This is a genomic window from Halobacillus naozhouensis, assembly GCF_029714185.1.
Taxonomy (GTDB): Bacteria; Bacillota; Bacilli; order Bacillales; family Halobacillaceae; genus Halobacillus_A; species Halobacillus_A naozhouensis.
The window spans coordinates 3,916,938-3,931,715 of the sequence record NZ_CP121671.1; the positions used below are offsets into that span (position 1 = coordinate 3,916,938).

Consider the following 14,778-nt stretch of genomic DNA (forward strand, 5'->3'; position numbering starts at 1 on the left):
AGCCCCCTTCTCGATGGGAGCTGCTGCCTTTTTTACATTCCTACAAGGTTTTTCTGCCAATTTTTAAACTCAAGTTCTTCAAATTTCTGTCCCATTTTCTCTTCATCAATGAAAAACAGAGCCTCTTCCAACGAACAATTCACACTGGCTTCACAATGAATTCGTGCAAGCTTTCTTGAAAGGTGAAGCATCTCCAGGTCCTGCTCAATTTTATTACGTTGTGCCTTCGTTAATTGATCAATATTTTCTAGTATTCCCTCTATCGTTTTATGCTGGATTAATAGTTTGAGTGCTGTTTTCTCACCAATTCCTCTTACACCAGGGTAATTATCACTGCTATCGCCCATTAAAGCCTTTAGATCTACCATTTGTGCTGGCGTGATCCCCTTTTCTTCAAAGAAAGAGTCCTCACGATATTCAGCATAATTTCCATACCCTTTCTTCAGTAAAACTACAGAAACATTCGGCTTGAGAAGCTGAAGCATATCCTGGTCCCCTGTCAGAATAAATACTTGTGAATCTTTACAATATCCATTACTCAGAGTTCCCATACAGTCATCCGCTTCAAAACCAACTTGCCCTACATTAGGAATGTCAAATGACTCAATAACTTCCTTTGCTAGCTCAAACTGAGGGATTAATTCTTCCGGAGCTTCCCCGCGGTTTGCTTTGTATTCGGGAAAAAGCTCGTTACGGAATGTTTTGCTTCCCATGTCCCAGCAGCATACCACGTGTGTAGGCTGGTACGTATCGATGGCCGTAAATAGATGCTTTACCATTCCGTATACGGCATTTGTAGGCATTCCTTTACTATTAATCATAAAATAATTGCTCATTGCTGTAGCGTAGAACGCACGGAAAAGCAAGGCCATTCCATCAACAAGCAAAACTCGATTAGTTGTCATCATTTTCCGTCCCCTTCATTTGAAAAAGTTGATTCTATTATAACAAAATTACAGGACACATGCGGGGATTAATAGCCAATAGCTGGAGCAAACCATTTCACCTGAAAAACTAACCTCTCCAATTCAAAATAATTAAATTGACTGATAATTGACAAAATTATGTTACAGTGATAGTTTCGAATTAGGTGCAATCCATTTACATATTCTCCTTTGTAAGCGTTTGCACATTTAATAGAATAATAACGGGAGGTTTGGAGTAATATGGTATATTCATTTCCTAATACCGAGGGATCAATTGTTCAGTACAAAGAACGTTACGACAACTTTATTGGAGGAAAATGGACTCCGCCAGTAAAGGGGCAATACTTTGATAATATTACACCTGTAACTGGGAAAAGCTTCTGTCAGGTACCCCGGTCAACAGAAGAAGACATTGAGCTTGCCGTTGATGCAGCTCATGAAGCAAAGGATGCCTGGGGGAAAACCTCAGTAACAGAGCGCTCGCTCATTCTAAATCGAATTGCTGATCGGATGGAAGAAAACCTTGAGAAACTGGCCGTTGCTGAAACGTGGGAAAATGGAAAAGCTGTCAGAGAGACACTTAATGCTGACATTCCTTTGGCCATCGACCACTTCCGTTATTTTGCTTCAGTTATCCGCTCTCAAGAAGGCTCCATAGGAGAAATTGACAACGACACCGTCGCCTACCATTTCCACGAACCACTTGGAGTAGTGGGTCAAATTATTCCGTGGAACTTCCCAATTCTTATGGCAACGTGGAAAATCGCGCCTGCCCTTGCAGCCGGAAACGCCATTGTCCTTAAGCCGGCGGAGCAAACTCCTGCCTCCCTGTTGCTTTTACTAGAGATGATTGAAGATTTACTTCCTGCAGGTGTATTAAATGTCGTAAATGGTTATGGACTTGAGGCTGGTAAACCGCTGGCTCAAAATCCAAGAATTAATAAAGTTGCCTTCACTGGTGAGACGACAACCGGTCGTATGATTATGCAATATGCTTCTCAAAATATAATCCCTGTCACACTCGAACTTGGCGGAAAATCACCAAACATATTCTTCGAAGACGTGATGAGTAAGGATGACGACTTCCTTGATAAGGCCATTGAAGGAATGGTTATGTTTGCCCTGAACCAGGGAGAAGTTTGTACTTGTCCTTCACGTGCGCTCGTTCAGGAGTCTATTTATGATCAATTTATGGAACGAGTAATCGAACGAGTCAAAGCCATTAAAGTCGGAAACCCGCTTGACCCGGAAGTCATGATGGGAGCTCAAGCATCGTCTGAACAGCTTGATAAAATTCTTTCCTATCTGGATATTGGTAAAGAAGAAGGTGCAGAATGTCTTATTGGCGGTGAACGGAATCAACTTGATGGCGATTTCGCTGACGGCTATTACGTGCAGCCAACGATGTTCAAAGGAAACAACAGTATGAGGATCTTCCAGGAAGAAATCTTCGGACCAGTTCTTGCGGTTACTACCTTTAAGAACCCAGAAGAGGCAATGGAAATTGCTAATGATACCCTTTACGGTTTGGGAGCAGGCGTCTGGTCTCGTGACATTAATACCGCCTACCGCTTCGGGCGCGGCATTGAAGCGGGACGTGTATGGACGAATTGCTATCACGCTTATCCTGCTCATGCGGCTTTTGGCGGCTACAAGATGTCCGGGGTCGGCCGCGAAAATCACAAAATGATGCTGGGCCACTATCAACAGACTAAAAACCTGCTTGTAAGCTATAGTGGTCAGAAGTTAGGATTCTTTTAAGCTTACAAAGGAGGTGACGGAATGGTTGAACGTGTAACAGCTACCGACGATGCCCTCCAGTTGATTGAAACACTTAAAGGTAAACACGGGCCGCTTATGTTCCATCAGTCCGGCGGCTGCTGTGACGGAAGCTCGCCAATGTGTTATCCGGAGGGCGACCTGATCACAGGCACACAGGACGTACTCCTTGGAGAAATTGGGGAAACCCCTTTCTACATTCACAAGAAGCAATATGATTACTGGAAGCATACCCAGCTCATTATTGATGTTGTCGATGGCCGCGGCGGTATGTTTTCCTTAGAAGGTGTAGAAGGAAAACGATTCTTAACTCGCTCTCGCGCTTTTACTGATGAAGAATACGAGGAGCTTAAAACAGCTGGTGTACTTTAAGGATGCCCCCCTGCCTTCCGTGGCAGGGGATATTTTTTATTTAGAATTGGCCATGGTACCAGCTGAAATATCCTAACAAATAAGAAATATAAGCAATCACAACTAGCGAGAAGAGCGTAACGATTAAAAATATCCAATCCCTAGTTTTTATTGTGAAAGTACGATAGAAACTTCGATCCCTGGCACCGGTAAACCCTTTCGATTCCATCGCGACGGCTGTCCTTTCAGCCTTACGGATTGCCCCTGCCAGTAATGGGATCATAAATCTCCTGTATTGCTTCATTAATTCCTTTACCTTTTTCGTACGTTTAACTCCTCTTACCTGATGGGCCTCTTGGATCTGGTGGAATTCACCCTTCATTAAGGGCAGAAAACGATAGCCTGCCAACACCCCATATGCCAGCTTTGGCGGTAATTTACACTGCTGCATCAGACTTAAAATAAAGTGAACCATGTCTGTTGTAAAAATGAACAGTAAGGACAGGGTAGCAAAAGCGAACATTCGAAACACTAGAGAAAAGGCTGCCACAACATCTTCCTGCGGCAGTTCCCACAAAAGCAAATGAACTGTTTGACCGGGATGATCTGGTGCGTCAGCAAATACTATCGTGGTCCACAGCATTCCTAAAGAAATGATCATGAATGGAAGTAAAAACAGAAGGTAAGATCTTATCTTTACTTTTCCAAACAGAAAAGTAACGGTTATCGTCCATATACTAAATAACAGTGGAGTGATAGGATCAAAGATGAGCGCCAGTCCAATAACCGCAGTAATTATCGTCAAGGCTTTGAGGCTTGGGTTAAGCTTATGAAGATACATACAACCCCTCCTTTTCCATCTGTTGCTGTAATTGAACTCGAACTGGGTATTGAAGCTGCCATTTCGCTAACGAGTGATCTCGCCATAGATGATGAGGATGTCCATCTGCCACCACTTCCCCTTCATGTACAACAAAGGCGCGGTCAGCATATTCATCCACGAGCTCCATATCATGTGTCACCATGACAATCGTGGCGCCGCTTTTCTGTCGTTGAGCCAACAAATTCATTAATTGTTTTGTTGATTGGGCATCCTGGCCAAACGTGGGTTCATCCAGAATCAGCAAATCCTGATGCTCTACTATCATCGTAGCCACACTCAGCCTACGCTTTTGCCCCTGACTTAATGTGTAGGGATGGCGTTCTGCCACCCCTTCAAGCTGGCACATGTTAAGAACTTCCCGCACCTGTTGGTCGATTTTACGTTCATCGATATCTTGAATCCTCAGACTAAAAGCGATCTCCTCAAAAACTGTATCTGCAATCAGCTGATGTTCAGGGTTTTGAAAAACGTAGCCGATGTGCTGTCTTAAGTCTATTTCTTTCCAAGACGATAGCGGTTTTCCATGAAACAAACATTCGCCTTCAGTCGGCATTTGCAGACCTGCCATGACTCTGGAAAGAGAGGTTTTCCCACTGCCATTCCCGCCAATTATAGCTATGAATTCTCCTTTTCTGATTTGCATGGATACGCCGGAAATAATCCTGGTGTTGCTTTTACTCCATGAAATCGATGATAATTGAAGAATGGTTGAAGGAGGTAGACTTTCCTTTGCCAGAGAAGAAAGCATAACCTGCTCTTTCGAACCCTTCCACCCAGTAATAACATCATGAACGGTCAACGGGAAGTATTCACATTGATGGAGCCATCCACTTTCCATAACCAATTCAGTTACAGCCGGCATCGCTATTCCCTGACTCTGTAAGGTACGTGAGTGCATGGCCATCCCGTGTCTTATGGGACCGTCATAAAATATCCCGCCGCTTCGATTTATCATCAATCCCCGTTCAATAAAAGAGACCCATCCATCTAATTGATGTTCAATAACAAGCAGCGCAAAGCCCTTTTCCTTTTGAAGAATTTCGATGGTCTGGATAAAATCACGTGTAGCGATCGGGTCCAGATTAGCGGTTGGTTCATCCAAAATTAACAGCTCAGGCTCCATCGCAAGAACACAGGCTAAAGCAAGCTTTTGTTTTTGCCCGCCTGATAATGTTTGTATCGATCGCTGTCTTACTCCTTTTAAACCTACAAGCTGGAGAGCATAATCAATACGGGCAGAGATCCTCTCAACCGGTGTATTGATATTTTCCAGACCAAATGCCACTTCATCTTCCACTGTGATCATACAGAATTGACTTTCAGGATCTTGAAAAACTACCCCCACATGCTGACTCATTTCCCCAGGGAAATAACTTTCCACAGGAATGTCCCTGAACTTGATTTCACCCGTCATCATTCCGTCCAATTCTCGTGGATAAATGCCATTTAAAGCATACGTTAACGTACTTTTACCGCATCCACTTGGCCCTAATAACAGCAGCCGTTCCCCCTCATCTATTGAAAAGTTTATTTCTGATAAAACATGGTCATTTTCTTGTTCAAACTGGATATTTAGTTGATGAACATCTAATAACCTCATGCCGTCTTCTTCCTTCGCTGTTCTTTTCCAAGAGCAAATCCAGTCAGGACGCCCGTTTTCGCCAGGGCATCACCTATGGCCTTCCCTAACAAACCAGAAAGGAGCGCACCACTTATCATCCGAACGATAAGCATACTAACAAGGTACCCCGTTCCAAATACAGCATACCCGGAACGAAAGTACCCCCATATGAAACTAAACACAGCTGCTCCAACCCCGGCCAACATTAATACAGCTAGATTATATGATTTATACCTTGTTACGGCAAAGGCAGCCTCTGCCCCAAGCCCCTGGATGATCCCTGTTAGGATTAAAATCGGCCCCATTGCATTTCCGAGCAGCATTTCTACAGTTGCTGCAATCGTTTCCGATAAAAACGCTGCTCCTTTTTTCCGTATAATATAGGCAGCTATGACAGAGACGATAAACCAAATTCCGAAGATCACATCATATCCAATTGGACCAAATAGTCCAGCCAGCAGCTTTCCAACAGGCAGAAATGCTAAATAAACAACAGCAAATACTACGGAAAGTACGGACATCACAACAATTTCTTTCAATTTCCAATTTTCCAGTCCCATTTTATTTTCCTCCTTTTTTAGATGGACTGTTTGCAGAGATCGTAACGGTCATCACCGTATGAGAAGAACCTTGCTCATCTGTCTGCTGGAATACTTGCTCCAACCCATTAAACACTCGGTTTCCATCTCCATCTAAACGCGTAGAATAATGAGCCTCACCTACCTCAACTCCCCGCTTCTTCATGTCTTCAATCTGACTATAAATAACATCCATATAGTTTCCGCCACCCATAGGGTATAAGGAAAATTTGGCCGCCACCTCTTGATCGATCAACCCGCTTGTGGAAACATTTTGCGCTAGATTATCCTCAGCCATGTACACATCGCCGGCCGAATCACCTGGACATCCTATTGAATAGGTTGCTTGAAAAACTACATGTTCCCCTGTTTTTGCTGCTTGTAAAAATATCGCTTTTGTTACATCAAACACATGAATCATCCGTCCTCTTACTGTCGTTGTCACATCATCTGTCTTCATCCAGACTTTCGAAGTTTCCACCTCATTTAGCGAGGACTTGATAATCTCTACAAAACGATCAGACATCGGGTAGATCGAAAATGAACTTCCTGCAATTCGATTACTGGATCCACAAACTTCACTCATGTTTAACTTCCTCCTTATTAGTAAGCAAAAGCATAAAAAAACTGCACCCCAGGGGAGTGCAGTTACGAACGTATGTATATGTGTATATCATTACCATTCTACGATCGACTCCACTTCCCCACGCTAGTATTATCTAGTTCGGGTTCTAAGGGTCGGAAACAGTTTCCTCTCAGCCGCGTACGCAGCTCCCCTAGTGTTGTTAGCTCTATGCAATTTTGTCACACTTACATCGTAATCAATGGTTATTAATTTGTAAAGCCTATTCTTTTTCCCTGACAAGCTCCTGAACTTCTTGAACTACCTGCTCAAGTTCATGTAATCCTTGATCTGGGCTCGATAAAAATACACGTTCCATTCTTTTAGTAATATCGGTTGGTTTAATATTCATTTCATCCAAAGTCTGTTGCTGCCATTTGAAGTCAGGGTGATGGACATACATGCAATTTAACCCATATAATATTCCCATCAAATGACGCTGCATCGTTGTCATGACCGAATAAAGCATCAACCAATCTTCTCGTTCTAGTAAAACCCTTCGGTTCTTCCATTGATTCCCAAAATCTGAATATGCATCAATCATCACGTGTCCCAATTGTTCAGGGTACACCTGGACTTTGGCCTTGAAACCATCCATCAATTCAGCGCCTGCTACAGGAACGCCGTAGTGAATCGATGAAATCAAACATTGACCAGCTAAACTAATATCAAATTCTTTTGTTACACGATTGATCACCTTACGAATTGTTTCGGTGAGAAAGCTGCTTATTTCGAACTTAACACCCTCAAACTTAAATGTTTCGGACCATTCATCATCTTCAAATCCATAGAAATCTAGCAGCTCTCCATTCACCTGTTCAATTACTGATAACCTGTCTTGATCTGTCGGCCCCTCAGACCATAGGACGTTCAACTCGATATCTGAGAAACTATCCTCCCAGCCACGTGCAACAGAGCCAGCAATATAAACAGCTTCCACCTTAGCATTTTGCTCATATACCTTTGCCACTTTTCTAGCCAATTCTTCTAGATTCATCACCTAATCACCACCACCTTTTGCTGACTTCCCTCCACGGGTCTTTCAAAGATGAATACATACTAACATAAGCGGAGTTATTAGCTTCTCCTGTAAACGTAAATTTACAAAAGACTTTCCTCATCAGACCAGCCAAGAAACGTGGAGTTTACCCTAACTCCGTTATACTTTAAATTAATCAAGCAAACATGACCTTATGAACACTTTAATGTTACCAAAGATTAGTAGATGAAGCGAAATAGATATATACCCATTAAACACATTCGACGATATCCGATTAATAATCTATCTCATTTTCCTTTTATACAAGTTGCTTCGGTCTACTTCTCTACACCCATTGTAATCAAATACCTTTAGCATTGGTTCGTTTCGGCAGCTGGTCGAGCCAATATAATATTCAGCACCGACTTTATCTCGCAGAACAGATAAGGCTTGGCGGTGCAAAGCCTTGCTTTTCCCTTTCCCCCGCTCGTCGGGAATAAGCCCGAAATAGAACAATCGCCCTTCTACTGCTGTTCCAGGTTCAATATGCGGCATCACTACCCCAATCGGCCTCCCCTTTTCATATACCATTTGACATGTATGCCTAAAGTCAGGGCCGAGTTCTTTTTCTACACTTCTAAATTGTTCATCAATCGTCAAACTCGAGGAACCATTTAATGAACCTTTCATAGATTGAGACCATACTTGTTTAAATGACTCTTCCATTCCTTCTTCCAGTGGTTGTAAGGTAAACGGCCCTTCTGCCCCATTCATTTCTGATAGCTCCCTTTTTACAGAAACTATAACATCATTTAGAATAAACCCATTTTCCTCCAGTCTCTCTTCTACTTCTTTTGAAGGAGAGGGTAACAAAATAGAGAGTGTAGCTACTTTATTAAAGTGATCATCGTGAACAAGATATTCTATCAACTGAAAAAACTGCTGTCGTGATAATGGAGTGATGTTCTCTACCGTTGCGAAATTTTCTCCCTCAACAAACTTTACTTTTTTATACAAATTCGACTTATCAAAGGCGTTTTCCTTCATAGTATCCTCCTCAATAATCAGAATTATCGTTTGATTCAAGCCTATCCTTTTCATCCCACCCTTGGGTTACGATACAATGGGAATGTAAATAATGGAAAGGATGAGGATAATGAACAGGGAAATTCAACTGATTCAAAGACCGGATGGAACTCCCACCCATGAACATTTAGATATTGTCGAGGCTGATGCACAGCAGCCCGAAAATGGCGAAGTACTAGTTCAACTGCTGTATGTATCGGTTGACCCCTATATGAGAGGCCGCATGAATGATGCGAAGTCGTATGTCGCACCATTTCAATTACATGAACCTATCGAAGGCGGAGTAGTGGCACAAGTTGTCGAATCAAAAGCAGAAGCATTTTCCGTCGGTGACATCGTGACAGGATCCCTTCAGTGGAGAGAAGTAACCGTTGCGTCTGCTGATTCAATTAGAAAAGTAGACCCATCTCTAGGTTCTGTAACAACATCATTGGGAATTCTTGGAATGCCTGGGCTTACTGCTTATTTTGGCCTTATCGATATTGGGAAACCAACAGAAGGAGAAACTCTTGTTGTTTCTGGTGCTGCAGGGGCTGTGGGTTCTACTGTTGTCCAAATCGGAAAACTTCTCGGCTGCTACGTAGTGGGGATTGCCGGAAGTGATGATAAGACAAGCTATATTGTAAATGAATTAGGAGCAGATGCAGCTATCAACTATAAAACAGAAGATGTTGCTGAGTCTCTCCAGAACGCCTGCCCAAATGGTGTAGACATTTATTTTGATAACGTCGGAGGACAGATTTCTGATCACGTTTATCCATTGTTAAATAAATTTGCACGTATTACACAATGTGGTGCAATTGCTTCTTACAATGTTCCCAATGATCAAGGGCCGCGGATGCAAATGCATCTGATTAAATCCAGTGCTACGATTAAAGGGTTCGTAGTTGGAGATTACCAGAACCGTTTTAAAGAAGGATTTGAGCACCTTTCTAAGTGGCTGAAAGGTGGAAAACTGACTTATGAAGAGACGATTCATGAAGGATTTGAAAACATTCCGGATGCCTTCTTCGGCCTCTTTAAAGGGGACAATACAGGCAAACAACTCATCAAAGTTAGCAACTCACAATAATCTCTAACTGTTGGAATTCAGCATTTATAAAACAAAGCGCAAGGTGATTTATTCCCTTGCGTTTTGCTTTGTCGTTAGGTAGTCAATTCAAACTGTCTGAAGAGCCTGGGGCATAATGACCTGTGTTTAAACCTAGCCGAGCATCACACTGGGCAAGCCAGATGACCTTTGAATCACTCTTATTATTGGTATCGAGGCTGTTCATATTGACCAAACCATTGATATCGATGCCTGGAAAACCACTTATAAAATGGAGAGCCAAGTCGGTCCATTCCTGGAAGATATAAAATCAGCCCCATCCAGGAAAGTGGGGGTAAAAGTAATAATAGCTCGCGAATTGTGTGAAATCCTGCTTTTAATTCACCTTGTTTCGTGAGCATATGAATCTCGTCCCGTGTATTACGCCCGTTCAAGTAAGGATACTTTCCATTCTCCCTTTCTACCTCTTGAACTGATACCCATTTCAGCTGATTCAACCAGTCAACCTTACGCAAAATCCGTTTTACATTAAAACAAAAAGGACACGTTGCATCATAAAAAACGACATGTTTCATCATTTATCCTCCTCTACTCGGGCTTTTATCCAGCCTCTTAATCCATTGACCATCCATACCTCTTCAAATGAGGCGAGATCATCTTTATATAAAATTTGCTCTTTAACCTGGCCCCGGGCTATCAATTCCTCTCTAAGAGTTCCTGCCAGCAGGCCGCTCGAAATAGGAGGGGTACTATATTCTCCTTTATGCTTCACAACTAAGTTTGCTGTTGTAAACTCGGTCAGCTCCCCTCTTTCGTTCCACAATAGAACTGCGAAACTTCCGTCAGAAGCATTATTCTGGTGTTGCTCATAGATCCTCCGATGGGTCGTTTTATGAAAAAGAAACGGATCAGTATGGTCTACCGGTCTGTGAGCCACTGTACAATAGACCTCTTCAGGAGATACATTGAGGGCATCCGTCTCCAGTTCAACGTCACCCCATTGGTCATTGAGCATTCGTACTTTATATAACCCCTGAGGGTGACTTCGCGCCAGCTGCTGAAGTTTAGCCGAAGCATGTTTTTCATCAAACGAATAGTTAAAGTAACGTGCCGATTGGCCGATCCGATTCAAATGACAGTTCAGGAGTGAATACTTCCCATCGCTAAGCTTCATCGTCTCCAAAAGTTTAAACGAAGGCCTCTCTTCTGTTAACAGCCTGGCTTTCGTATGAAGCTCTTCATATTCACCTTCTGTCGTTGAATCCCACGTTATTCCTCCACCAGCTCCATATACAGCTTTTCCTTGATTCAGCAAAACGGTTCTAATAGGAACATTGAAGACGGCCTCTTGATGTGGCGTCATATAACCAATAGCCCCACAATAGATATCCCTTGGAGACGACTCAAGAGACGCAATGTACTCCATCGTACTTACCTTTGGGGCACCTGTTATAGATCCACAAGGAAATAGGGCTTGGAAAATTTGATACATGCTTGTACCTTTAGGCAATTTCCCCTCTACGGTGGAAGTCATCTGATGGAGAGTGGGATATGTTTCAATATCGAATAACTTTGGTGTTTGAACAGTGCCTGTTACTGCTAGTCTTCCCACATCATTTCGCAATAAATCGACGATCATCAAGTTCTCTGACTGCTCCTTACTGGATCCACTCAATTCTCGTCTGCTTACTTCATCTTCTTCCAGCGTTCTGCCTCTTTTAGCCGTCCCTTTCATGGGCTTTGTGACGAGATGTTCCCCATTTTTACGAAAAAACAACTCTGGCGAGGCTGATAAAATCTTACGTTGATCATCAAGAGACAGATAAGCGCTATACGAAGATTGTTGATTCCCGGCTAACTGTTTATAGAAAGAGAAAGCATCCCCCTCAAAAGCTGTTTCAAGCCTTGTCGTGTAATTAACTTGATAGGTGTCCCCGCGTTCGATGGCTGCTTTAATCTTTTCGATTCCTCCCTGATACTCATCAAAAGTTGCATCCATTTTCCACGATGAAACTGAAAATTCCTCGGATGGAACAGCAGAAGTTTCAAACTGCAGTTCAGGTTCAGTAAACACCCCAAACCAAATTAGCGGCCAATCTCCTTTTGGCTTCACTTCAAGTGCTTCATCAAATGCCGGAGCTGCTTCATAGGAAACACAACCTGCCACATAAAAGCCTTCTGCTAAAGCGGCTTCCACCTGGGCAAAAGCACTTTGGACTTCGTCTAAAACATTCGCTTTTATGATGTGATGAGGATGAGTGAAGAGCATCGGCTGGTTCACCCCATACTGATTGGCAAAATCAAAGAACAGGTGAGGTTCATTCATACGGTCACTCCCTCCCTCTTTGCTTCATGAAACGATAAGGCCTGCTCATAAGCGTTGCTTAACATTTGAAAACCATGTTCTGTCAAAATAGACTCCGGGTGAAACTGAATTCCTTCTACAGGGTGGATATGGTGGCGAACAGCCATGACCACGGAATCCTCCGACATCGCACTAATTTCTAAGGACAATGGGAGATCGTCGGCTGGTGTTTGAAGCGAATGATACCTGGTCACCTGGACTACACACGGAACCCTCTGGAAAATAGACTTTCCATCATGGGTTATCATGGTCACTTTACCATGCATAGGACGTTTTCCATTCGTTATCTTCCCTCCAAAAAAATCAACAATAATCTGGTGGCCCAGACAAATCCCCAGAACCGGGGTCGTTCTGTAAAAATGGTTCAATAGCTCATAGCAAACCCCTGACTCGCAAGGATGTCCCGGACCTGGCGAAATGACAAGCAAATCTGGAGCTAACCGCTCTATCTCCTCAATGGTTACTGCATCATTCCGAAAAACAACTACTTCTTCATCCAGAAGTTGAAAATATTGAGACAGGTTATAAGTAAATGAATCATAGTTATCAATCATTACTATCATAGTAAACTCCTTTTTACGCATAAGTCCCTCTCCTACTATTGTACCTCTTCGCCACTATAAATTCACGAAACAACTGTACAGGTTATGAACCTATGAAAAGAAGAATGGTTGACTTAATCTTTTGATAAGTCTGTCAACTTAATTGAAATTGACTGAAAATTTATAGTATAATACTTATGAAGTGTAAGCGTATACATGCAAAATAGCGCCTACAACTTAAGGAGGGATTTTATGAGTGGTATTTGGCTAGCCATTGCTGGAATTATCATCTTTACACTAGGTTATAAGTACTATTCAAAGTTCATTGCTGAAAAGATCTATCGTTTGGATCCAAACTATGTAACCCCTGCCCATAAGTACGAAGATGGGGTCGATTTTGTCCCTACCAATAAATTTGTCTTATGGGGACATCATTTTACATCCGTTGCCGGAGCAGCCCCCATAGTCGGACCAGCTATAGCTGTTTACTGGGGTTGGCTTCCAGCGATCCTTTGGGTACTGCTCGGAACTGTATTTGCGGCTGGTGTTCACGACTTTGGAACATTGGTTTTATCTGTTCGAAACAAGGGTCAATCCATGGGTACATTAGCAAGCAAGCTGATTGGCGAACGAGCAAAGAAATTATTTTTATTCATTATTTTATTATTAGTACTGATGGTTAACGCTGTTTTTGCCTGGGTAATTGCAAACTTATTCATTTCGTTTCCGGCAAGTGTTGTATCAGTCTTTATTCAAATTCCCCTTGCGATTTGGATTGGATATAGCGTCTATAAGAAAAAAGGCAGTATGTTACTTCCATCGATCGTTGCCCTTGCCGTTATGTACTTAGCGGCTATTGTCGCCAGTTATGTTCCCGTTTTACAAATTGATTTAGTTAAATATTTCGGCGGGGAAGGTGCCACTACGTTCCTTGGGGCAAATGCCACTTCAATGGCCTTCTTTGTTTGGATCATTGTGTTAATGGTGTATGTATATATTGCTTCTACCCTACCTGTTTGGAAGCTCTTGCAGCCGCGAGATTACATTAACTCGCACCAGCTATTGGTCGGTTTAGGACTATTATATCTAGGTTTGCTGTTTACAAACCCGCAAGTAACAGCACCAGTAACAAATGGGCAAGCAGATGTTTCCTGGTTCCCGCTCTTATTTATTACCATTGCCTGCGGAGCCATTTCTGGTTTCCACGGATTGGTGTCATCTGGAACTACCTCCAAGCAGCTGAGCAATGAGAAAGAGGCCCGTTTCGTAGGCTACCTGGGTGCTGTCGGCGAAGGGTCCTTAGCTTTAATAGCGATCATTGCCGTAATTACGTTTTTCCCGTCAGCAGGAGAATTTTCAGCTACGTACAGCAGTTTTACAGAAGCGAGCGGGGCCGGTCTTACCGTGTTTATCCAAGGAGCAGCCCAATTAGCTACAGGTCTTGGTATCCCGTCCGTTGTGGCATCAACGATTGTATCAGTTATCATTGTTAGTTTTGCCGCTACCACCCTGGATTCTTCTGTTCGACTAATGCGCTACATTATTTCGGAATTAGGAACAGAATATAACTTTAAACCTATAACAAAAGTACACGTGGCAACATCAGTGGCCGTTGTTTCCAGTGCAGCCTTAACATTGATCCCGCAAGGACCAAAAGGGTTTGGATCCGGTGGTTACCTGCTTTGGCCCCTGTTCGGTACATCTAACCAACTGCTGGCAGGAATTAGTTTGCTGCTGATCTCTATCTGGTTAAAACGGCTTGGCCGAAACTATTGGCCGACCCTCATCCCTATGCTGTTTATCATGTTTATGACATTATGGGCCATGATTGACCAGGTGATCACAGAATGGGCACCTTGGGCAGCGGGAAGTGATTGGCTGCTGTTCAGCTTTGGTGCGATCATCCTAGTCTTTACCATTTGGATCTTATTAACTGCTGCCTCGGCCCTTCTTAACGGAAAAGATAACGATATTGAGAAAAGTGCTTAAAAATGA

The 14,778-nt window shown here is 42.9% G+C and carries 14 protein-coding genes and 1 riboswitch; of the genes, 4 read left to right on the forward strand and 10 right to left on the reverse strand.

The annotated features are described in order from the left end of the window. Window positions 1–32: 32 nt before the first annotated feature. Window positions 33–908 (reverse strand): 5'-3' exonuclease, encoded by an 876-nt coding sequence (locus P9989_RS20010; RefSeq protein ID WP_283076603.1) that lies wholly within the window; start codon window positions 906–908, stop codon window positions 33–35. Between the two features lie 258 nt (window positions 909–1,166). Here P9989_RS20010 and exaC point away from each other — a divergent pair, with 258 nt between their 5' ends. Both exaC and P9989_RS20020 read left to right on the forward strand, forming a co-directional pair. Further along, a complete protein-coding gene (gene exaC, locus P9989_RS20015; protein WP_283076604.1) occupies window positions 1,167–2,687 on the forward strand; it encodes an acetaldehyde dehydrogenase ExaC in 1,521 nt (506 codons plus the stop codon). Between the two features lie 21 nt (window positions 2,688–2,708). Then, a complete protein-coding gene (locus P9989_RS20020) occupies window positions 2,709–3,077 on the forward strand; it encodes a DUF779 domain-containing protein (RefSeq protein ID WP_283076605.1) in 369 nt (122 codons plus the stop codon). 40 nt (window positions 3,078–3,117) lie between these two features. On the opposite strand, the gene P9989_RS20025 is transcribed toward P9989_RS20020, so the two are convergent. The 6 genes from P9989_RS20025 to P9989_RS20050 all read right to left on the reverse strand — a co-directional run bounded on the left by P9989_RS20025 (window position 3,118) and on the right by P9989_RS20050 (window position 8,786). Further along, window positions 3,118–3,897: an energy-coupling factor transporter transmembrane component T family protein gene (locus tag P9989_RS20025; protein WP_283076606.1), complete on the reverse strand. Its 780-nt coding sequence runs from the start codon at window positions 3,895–3,897 to the stop codon at window positions 3,118–3,120. Next, entirely contained in the window at window positions 3,884–5,539 is a 1,656-nt protein-coding gene (locus P9989_RS20030; RefSeq protein WP_283076607.1) for an ABC transporter ATP-binding protein, read from the reverse strand. Before P9989_RS20030 ends, P9989_RS20025 begins: the two co-directional genes overlap by 14 nt. Next, on the reverse strand, window positions 5,536–6,114 hold the full coding sequence (locus P9989_RS20035; RefSeq protein WP_283078993.1) for an ECF transporter S component: 579 nt from the start codon (window positions 6,112–6,114) through the stop codon (window positions 5,536–5,538). The genes P9989_RS20030 and P9989_RS20035 overlap by 4 nt, the downstream gene beginning before the upstream one ends. Window positions 6,115–6,121: 7 nt before the next feature. Further along, window positions 6,122–6,724 (reverse strand): YkoF family thiamine/hydroxymethylpyrimidine-binding protein, encoded by a 603-nt coding sequence (locus tag P9989_RS20040; RefSeq protein ID WP_283076608.1) that lies wholly within the window; start codon window positions 6,722–6,724, stop codon window positions 6,122–6,124. Between the two features lie 98 nt (window positions 6,725–6,822). Next, window positions 6,823–6,926: riboswitch (TPP riboswitch) on the reverse strand. A 57-nt stretch (window positions 6,927–6,983) separates the two neighbouring features. Next, window positions 6,984–7,757, reverse strand: coding sequence for a DUF4037 domain-containing protein (locus tag P9989_RS20045; RefSeq protein WP_283078994.1), 774 nt, complete (start codon window positions 7,755–7,757; stop codon window positions 6,984–6,986). Window positions 7,758–8,042: 285 nt separating this feature from the next. Further along, on the reverse strand, window positions 8,043–8,786 hold the full coding sequence (locus P9989_RS20050; protein ID WP_283076609.1) for a GNAT family N-acetyltransferase: 744 nt from the start codon (window positions 8,784–8,786) through the stop codon (window positions 8,043–8,045). A 109-nt stretch (window positions 8,787–8,895) separates the two neighbouring features. On the opposite strand from P9989_RS20050, the gene P9989_RS20055 reads away from it, so the two are divergent. Then, window positions 8,896–9,897, forward strand: coding sequence for an NADP-dependent oxidoreductase (locus tag P9989_RS20055; protein WP_283076610.1), 1,002 nt, complete (start codon window positions 8,896–8,898; stop codon window positions 9,895–9,897). A 182-nt stretch (window positions 9,898–10,079) separates the two neighbouring features. Here the strand turns inward: P9989_RS20055 and P9989_RS20060 are convergent, their stop codons facing one another. Genes P9989_RS20060 through P9989_RS20070 form a run of 3 tightly spaced genes read right to left on the reverse strand, consistent with a single transcriptional unit; the run spans window position 10,080 to window position 12,804 of the window. After that, window positions 10,080–10,454 (reverse strand): thiol-disulfide oxidoreductase DCC family protein, encoded by a 375-nt coding sequence (locus P9989_RS20060; protein ID WP_283076611.1) that lies wholly within the window; start codon window positions 10,452–10,454, stop codon window positions 10,080–10,082. Next, window positions 10,451–12,202 carry an aminodeoxychorismate synthase component I gene (gene pabB, locus P9989_RS20065; protein WP_283076612.1) on the reverse strand — a complete coding sequence of 584 codons (1,752 nt, stop codon included), beginning with the start codon at window positions 12,200–12,202 and terminating at the stop codon, window positions 10,451–10,453. Before pabB ends, P9989_RS20060 begins: the two co-directional genes overlap by 4 nt. Further along, complete coding sequence (locus P9989_RS20070; RefSeq protein ID WP_283078995.1) at window positions 12,199–12,804, reverse strand: anthranilate synthase component II; 606 nt, start codon at window positions 12,802–12,804, stop codon at window positions 12,199–12,201. Before P9989_RS20070 ends, pabB begins: the two co-directional genes overlap by 4 nt. 231 nt (window positions 12,805–13,035) lie before the next feature. Between P9989_RS20070 and P9989_RS20075 the strand changes: the two genes are divergently transcribed. Beyond that, window positions 13,036–14,772: a carbon starvation CstA family protein gene (locus P9989_RS20075; RefSeq protein WP_283076613.1), complete on the forward strand. Its 1,737-nt coding sequence runs from the start codon at window positions 13,036–13,038 to the stop codon at window positions 14,770–14,772. Window positions 14,773–14,778: the final 6 nt, after the last annotated feature.

Coding starts and splice junctions, on each gene's coding strand:
- P9989_RS20025 (WP_283076606.1), bottom strand. CDS start 3,897: ATGTATCTTCATAAGCTTAACCCAAGCCTCAAAGCCTTGACGATAATT.
- P9989_RS20060 (WP_283076611.1), bottom strand. CDS start 10,454: ATGATGAAACATGTCGTTTTTTATGATGCAACGTGTCCTTTTTGTTTT.
- P9989_RS20020 (WP_283076605.1), top strand. CDS start 2,709: ATGGTTGAACGTGTAACAGCTACCGACGATGCCCTCCAGTTGATTGAA.
- P9989_RS20070 (WP_283078995.1), bottom strand. CDS start 12,804: ATGATAGTAATGATTGATAACTATGATTCATTTACTTATAACCTGTCT.
- P9989_RS20045 (WP_283078994.1), bottom strand. CDS start 7,757: ATGAATCTAGAAGAATTGGCTAGAAAAGTGGCAAAGGTATATGAGCAA.
- P9989_RS20075 (WP_283076613.1), top strand. CDS start 13,036: ATGAGTGGTATTTGGCTAGCCATTGCTGGAATTATCATCTTTACACTA.
- exaC (WP_283076604.1), top strand. CDS start 1,167: ATGGTATATTCATTTCCTAATACCGAGGGATCAATTGTTCAGTACAAA.
- P9989_RS20010 (WP_283076603.1), bottom strand. CDS start 908: ATGATGACAACTAATCGAGTTTTGCTTGTTGATGGAATGGCCTTGCTT.
- P9989_RS20050 (WP_283076609.1), bottom strand. CDS start 8,786: ATGAAGGAAAACGCCTTTGATAAGTCGAATTTGTATAAAAAAGTAAAG.
- P9989_RS20040 (WP_283076608.1), bottom strand. CDS start 6,724: ATGAGTGAAGTTTGTGGATCCAGTAATCGAATTGCAGGAAGTTCATTT.
- P9989_RS20030 (WP_283076607.1), bottom strand. CDS start 5,539: ATGAGGTTATTAGATGTTCATCAACTAAATATCCAGTTTGAACAAGAA.
- pabB (WP_283076612.1), bottom strand. CDS start 12,202: ATGAATGAACCTCACCTGTTCTTTGATTTTGCCAATCAGTATGGGGTG.
- P9989_RS20055 (WP_283076610.1), top strand. CDS start 8,896: ATGAACAGGGAAATTCAACTGATTCAAAGACCGGATGGAACTCCCACC.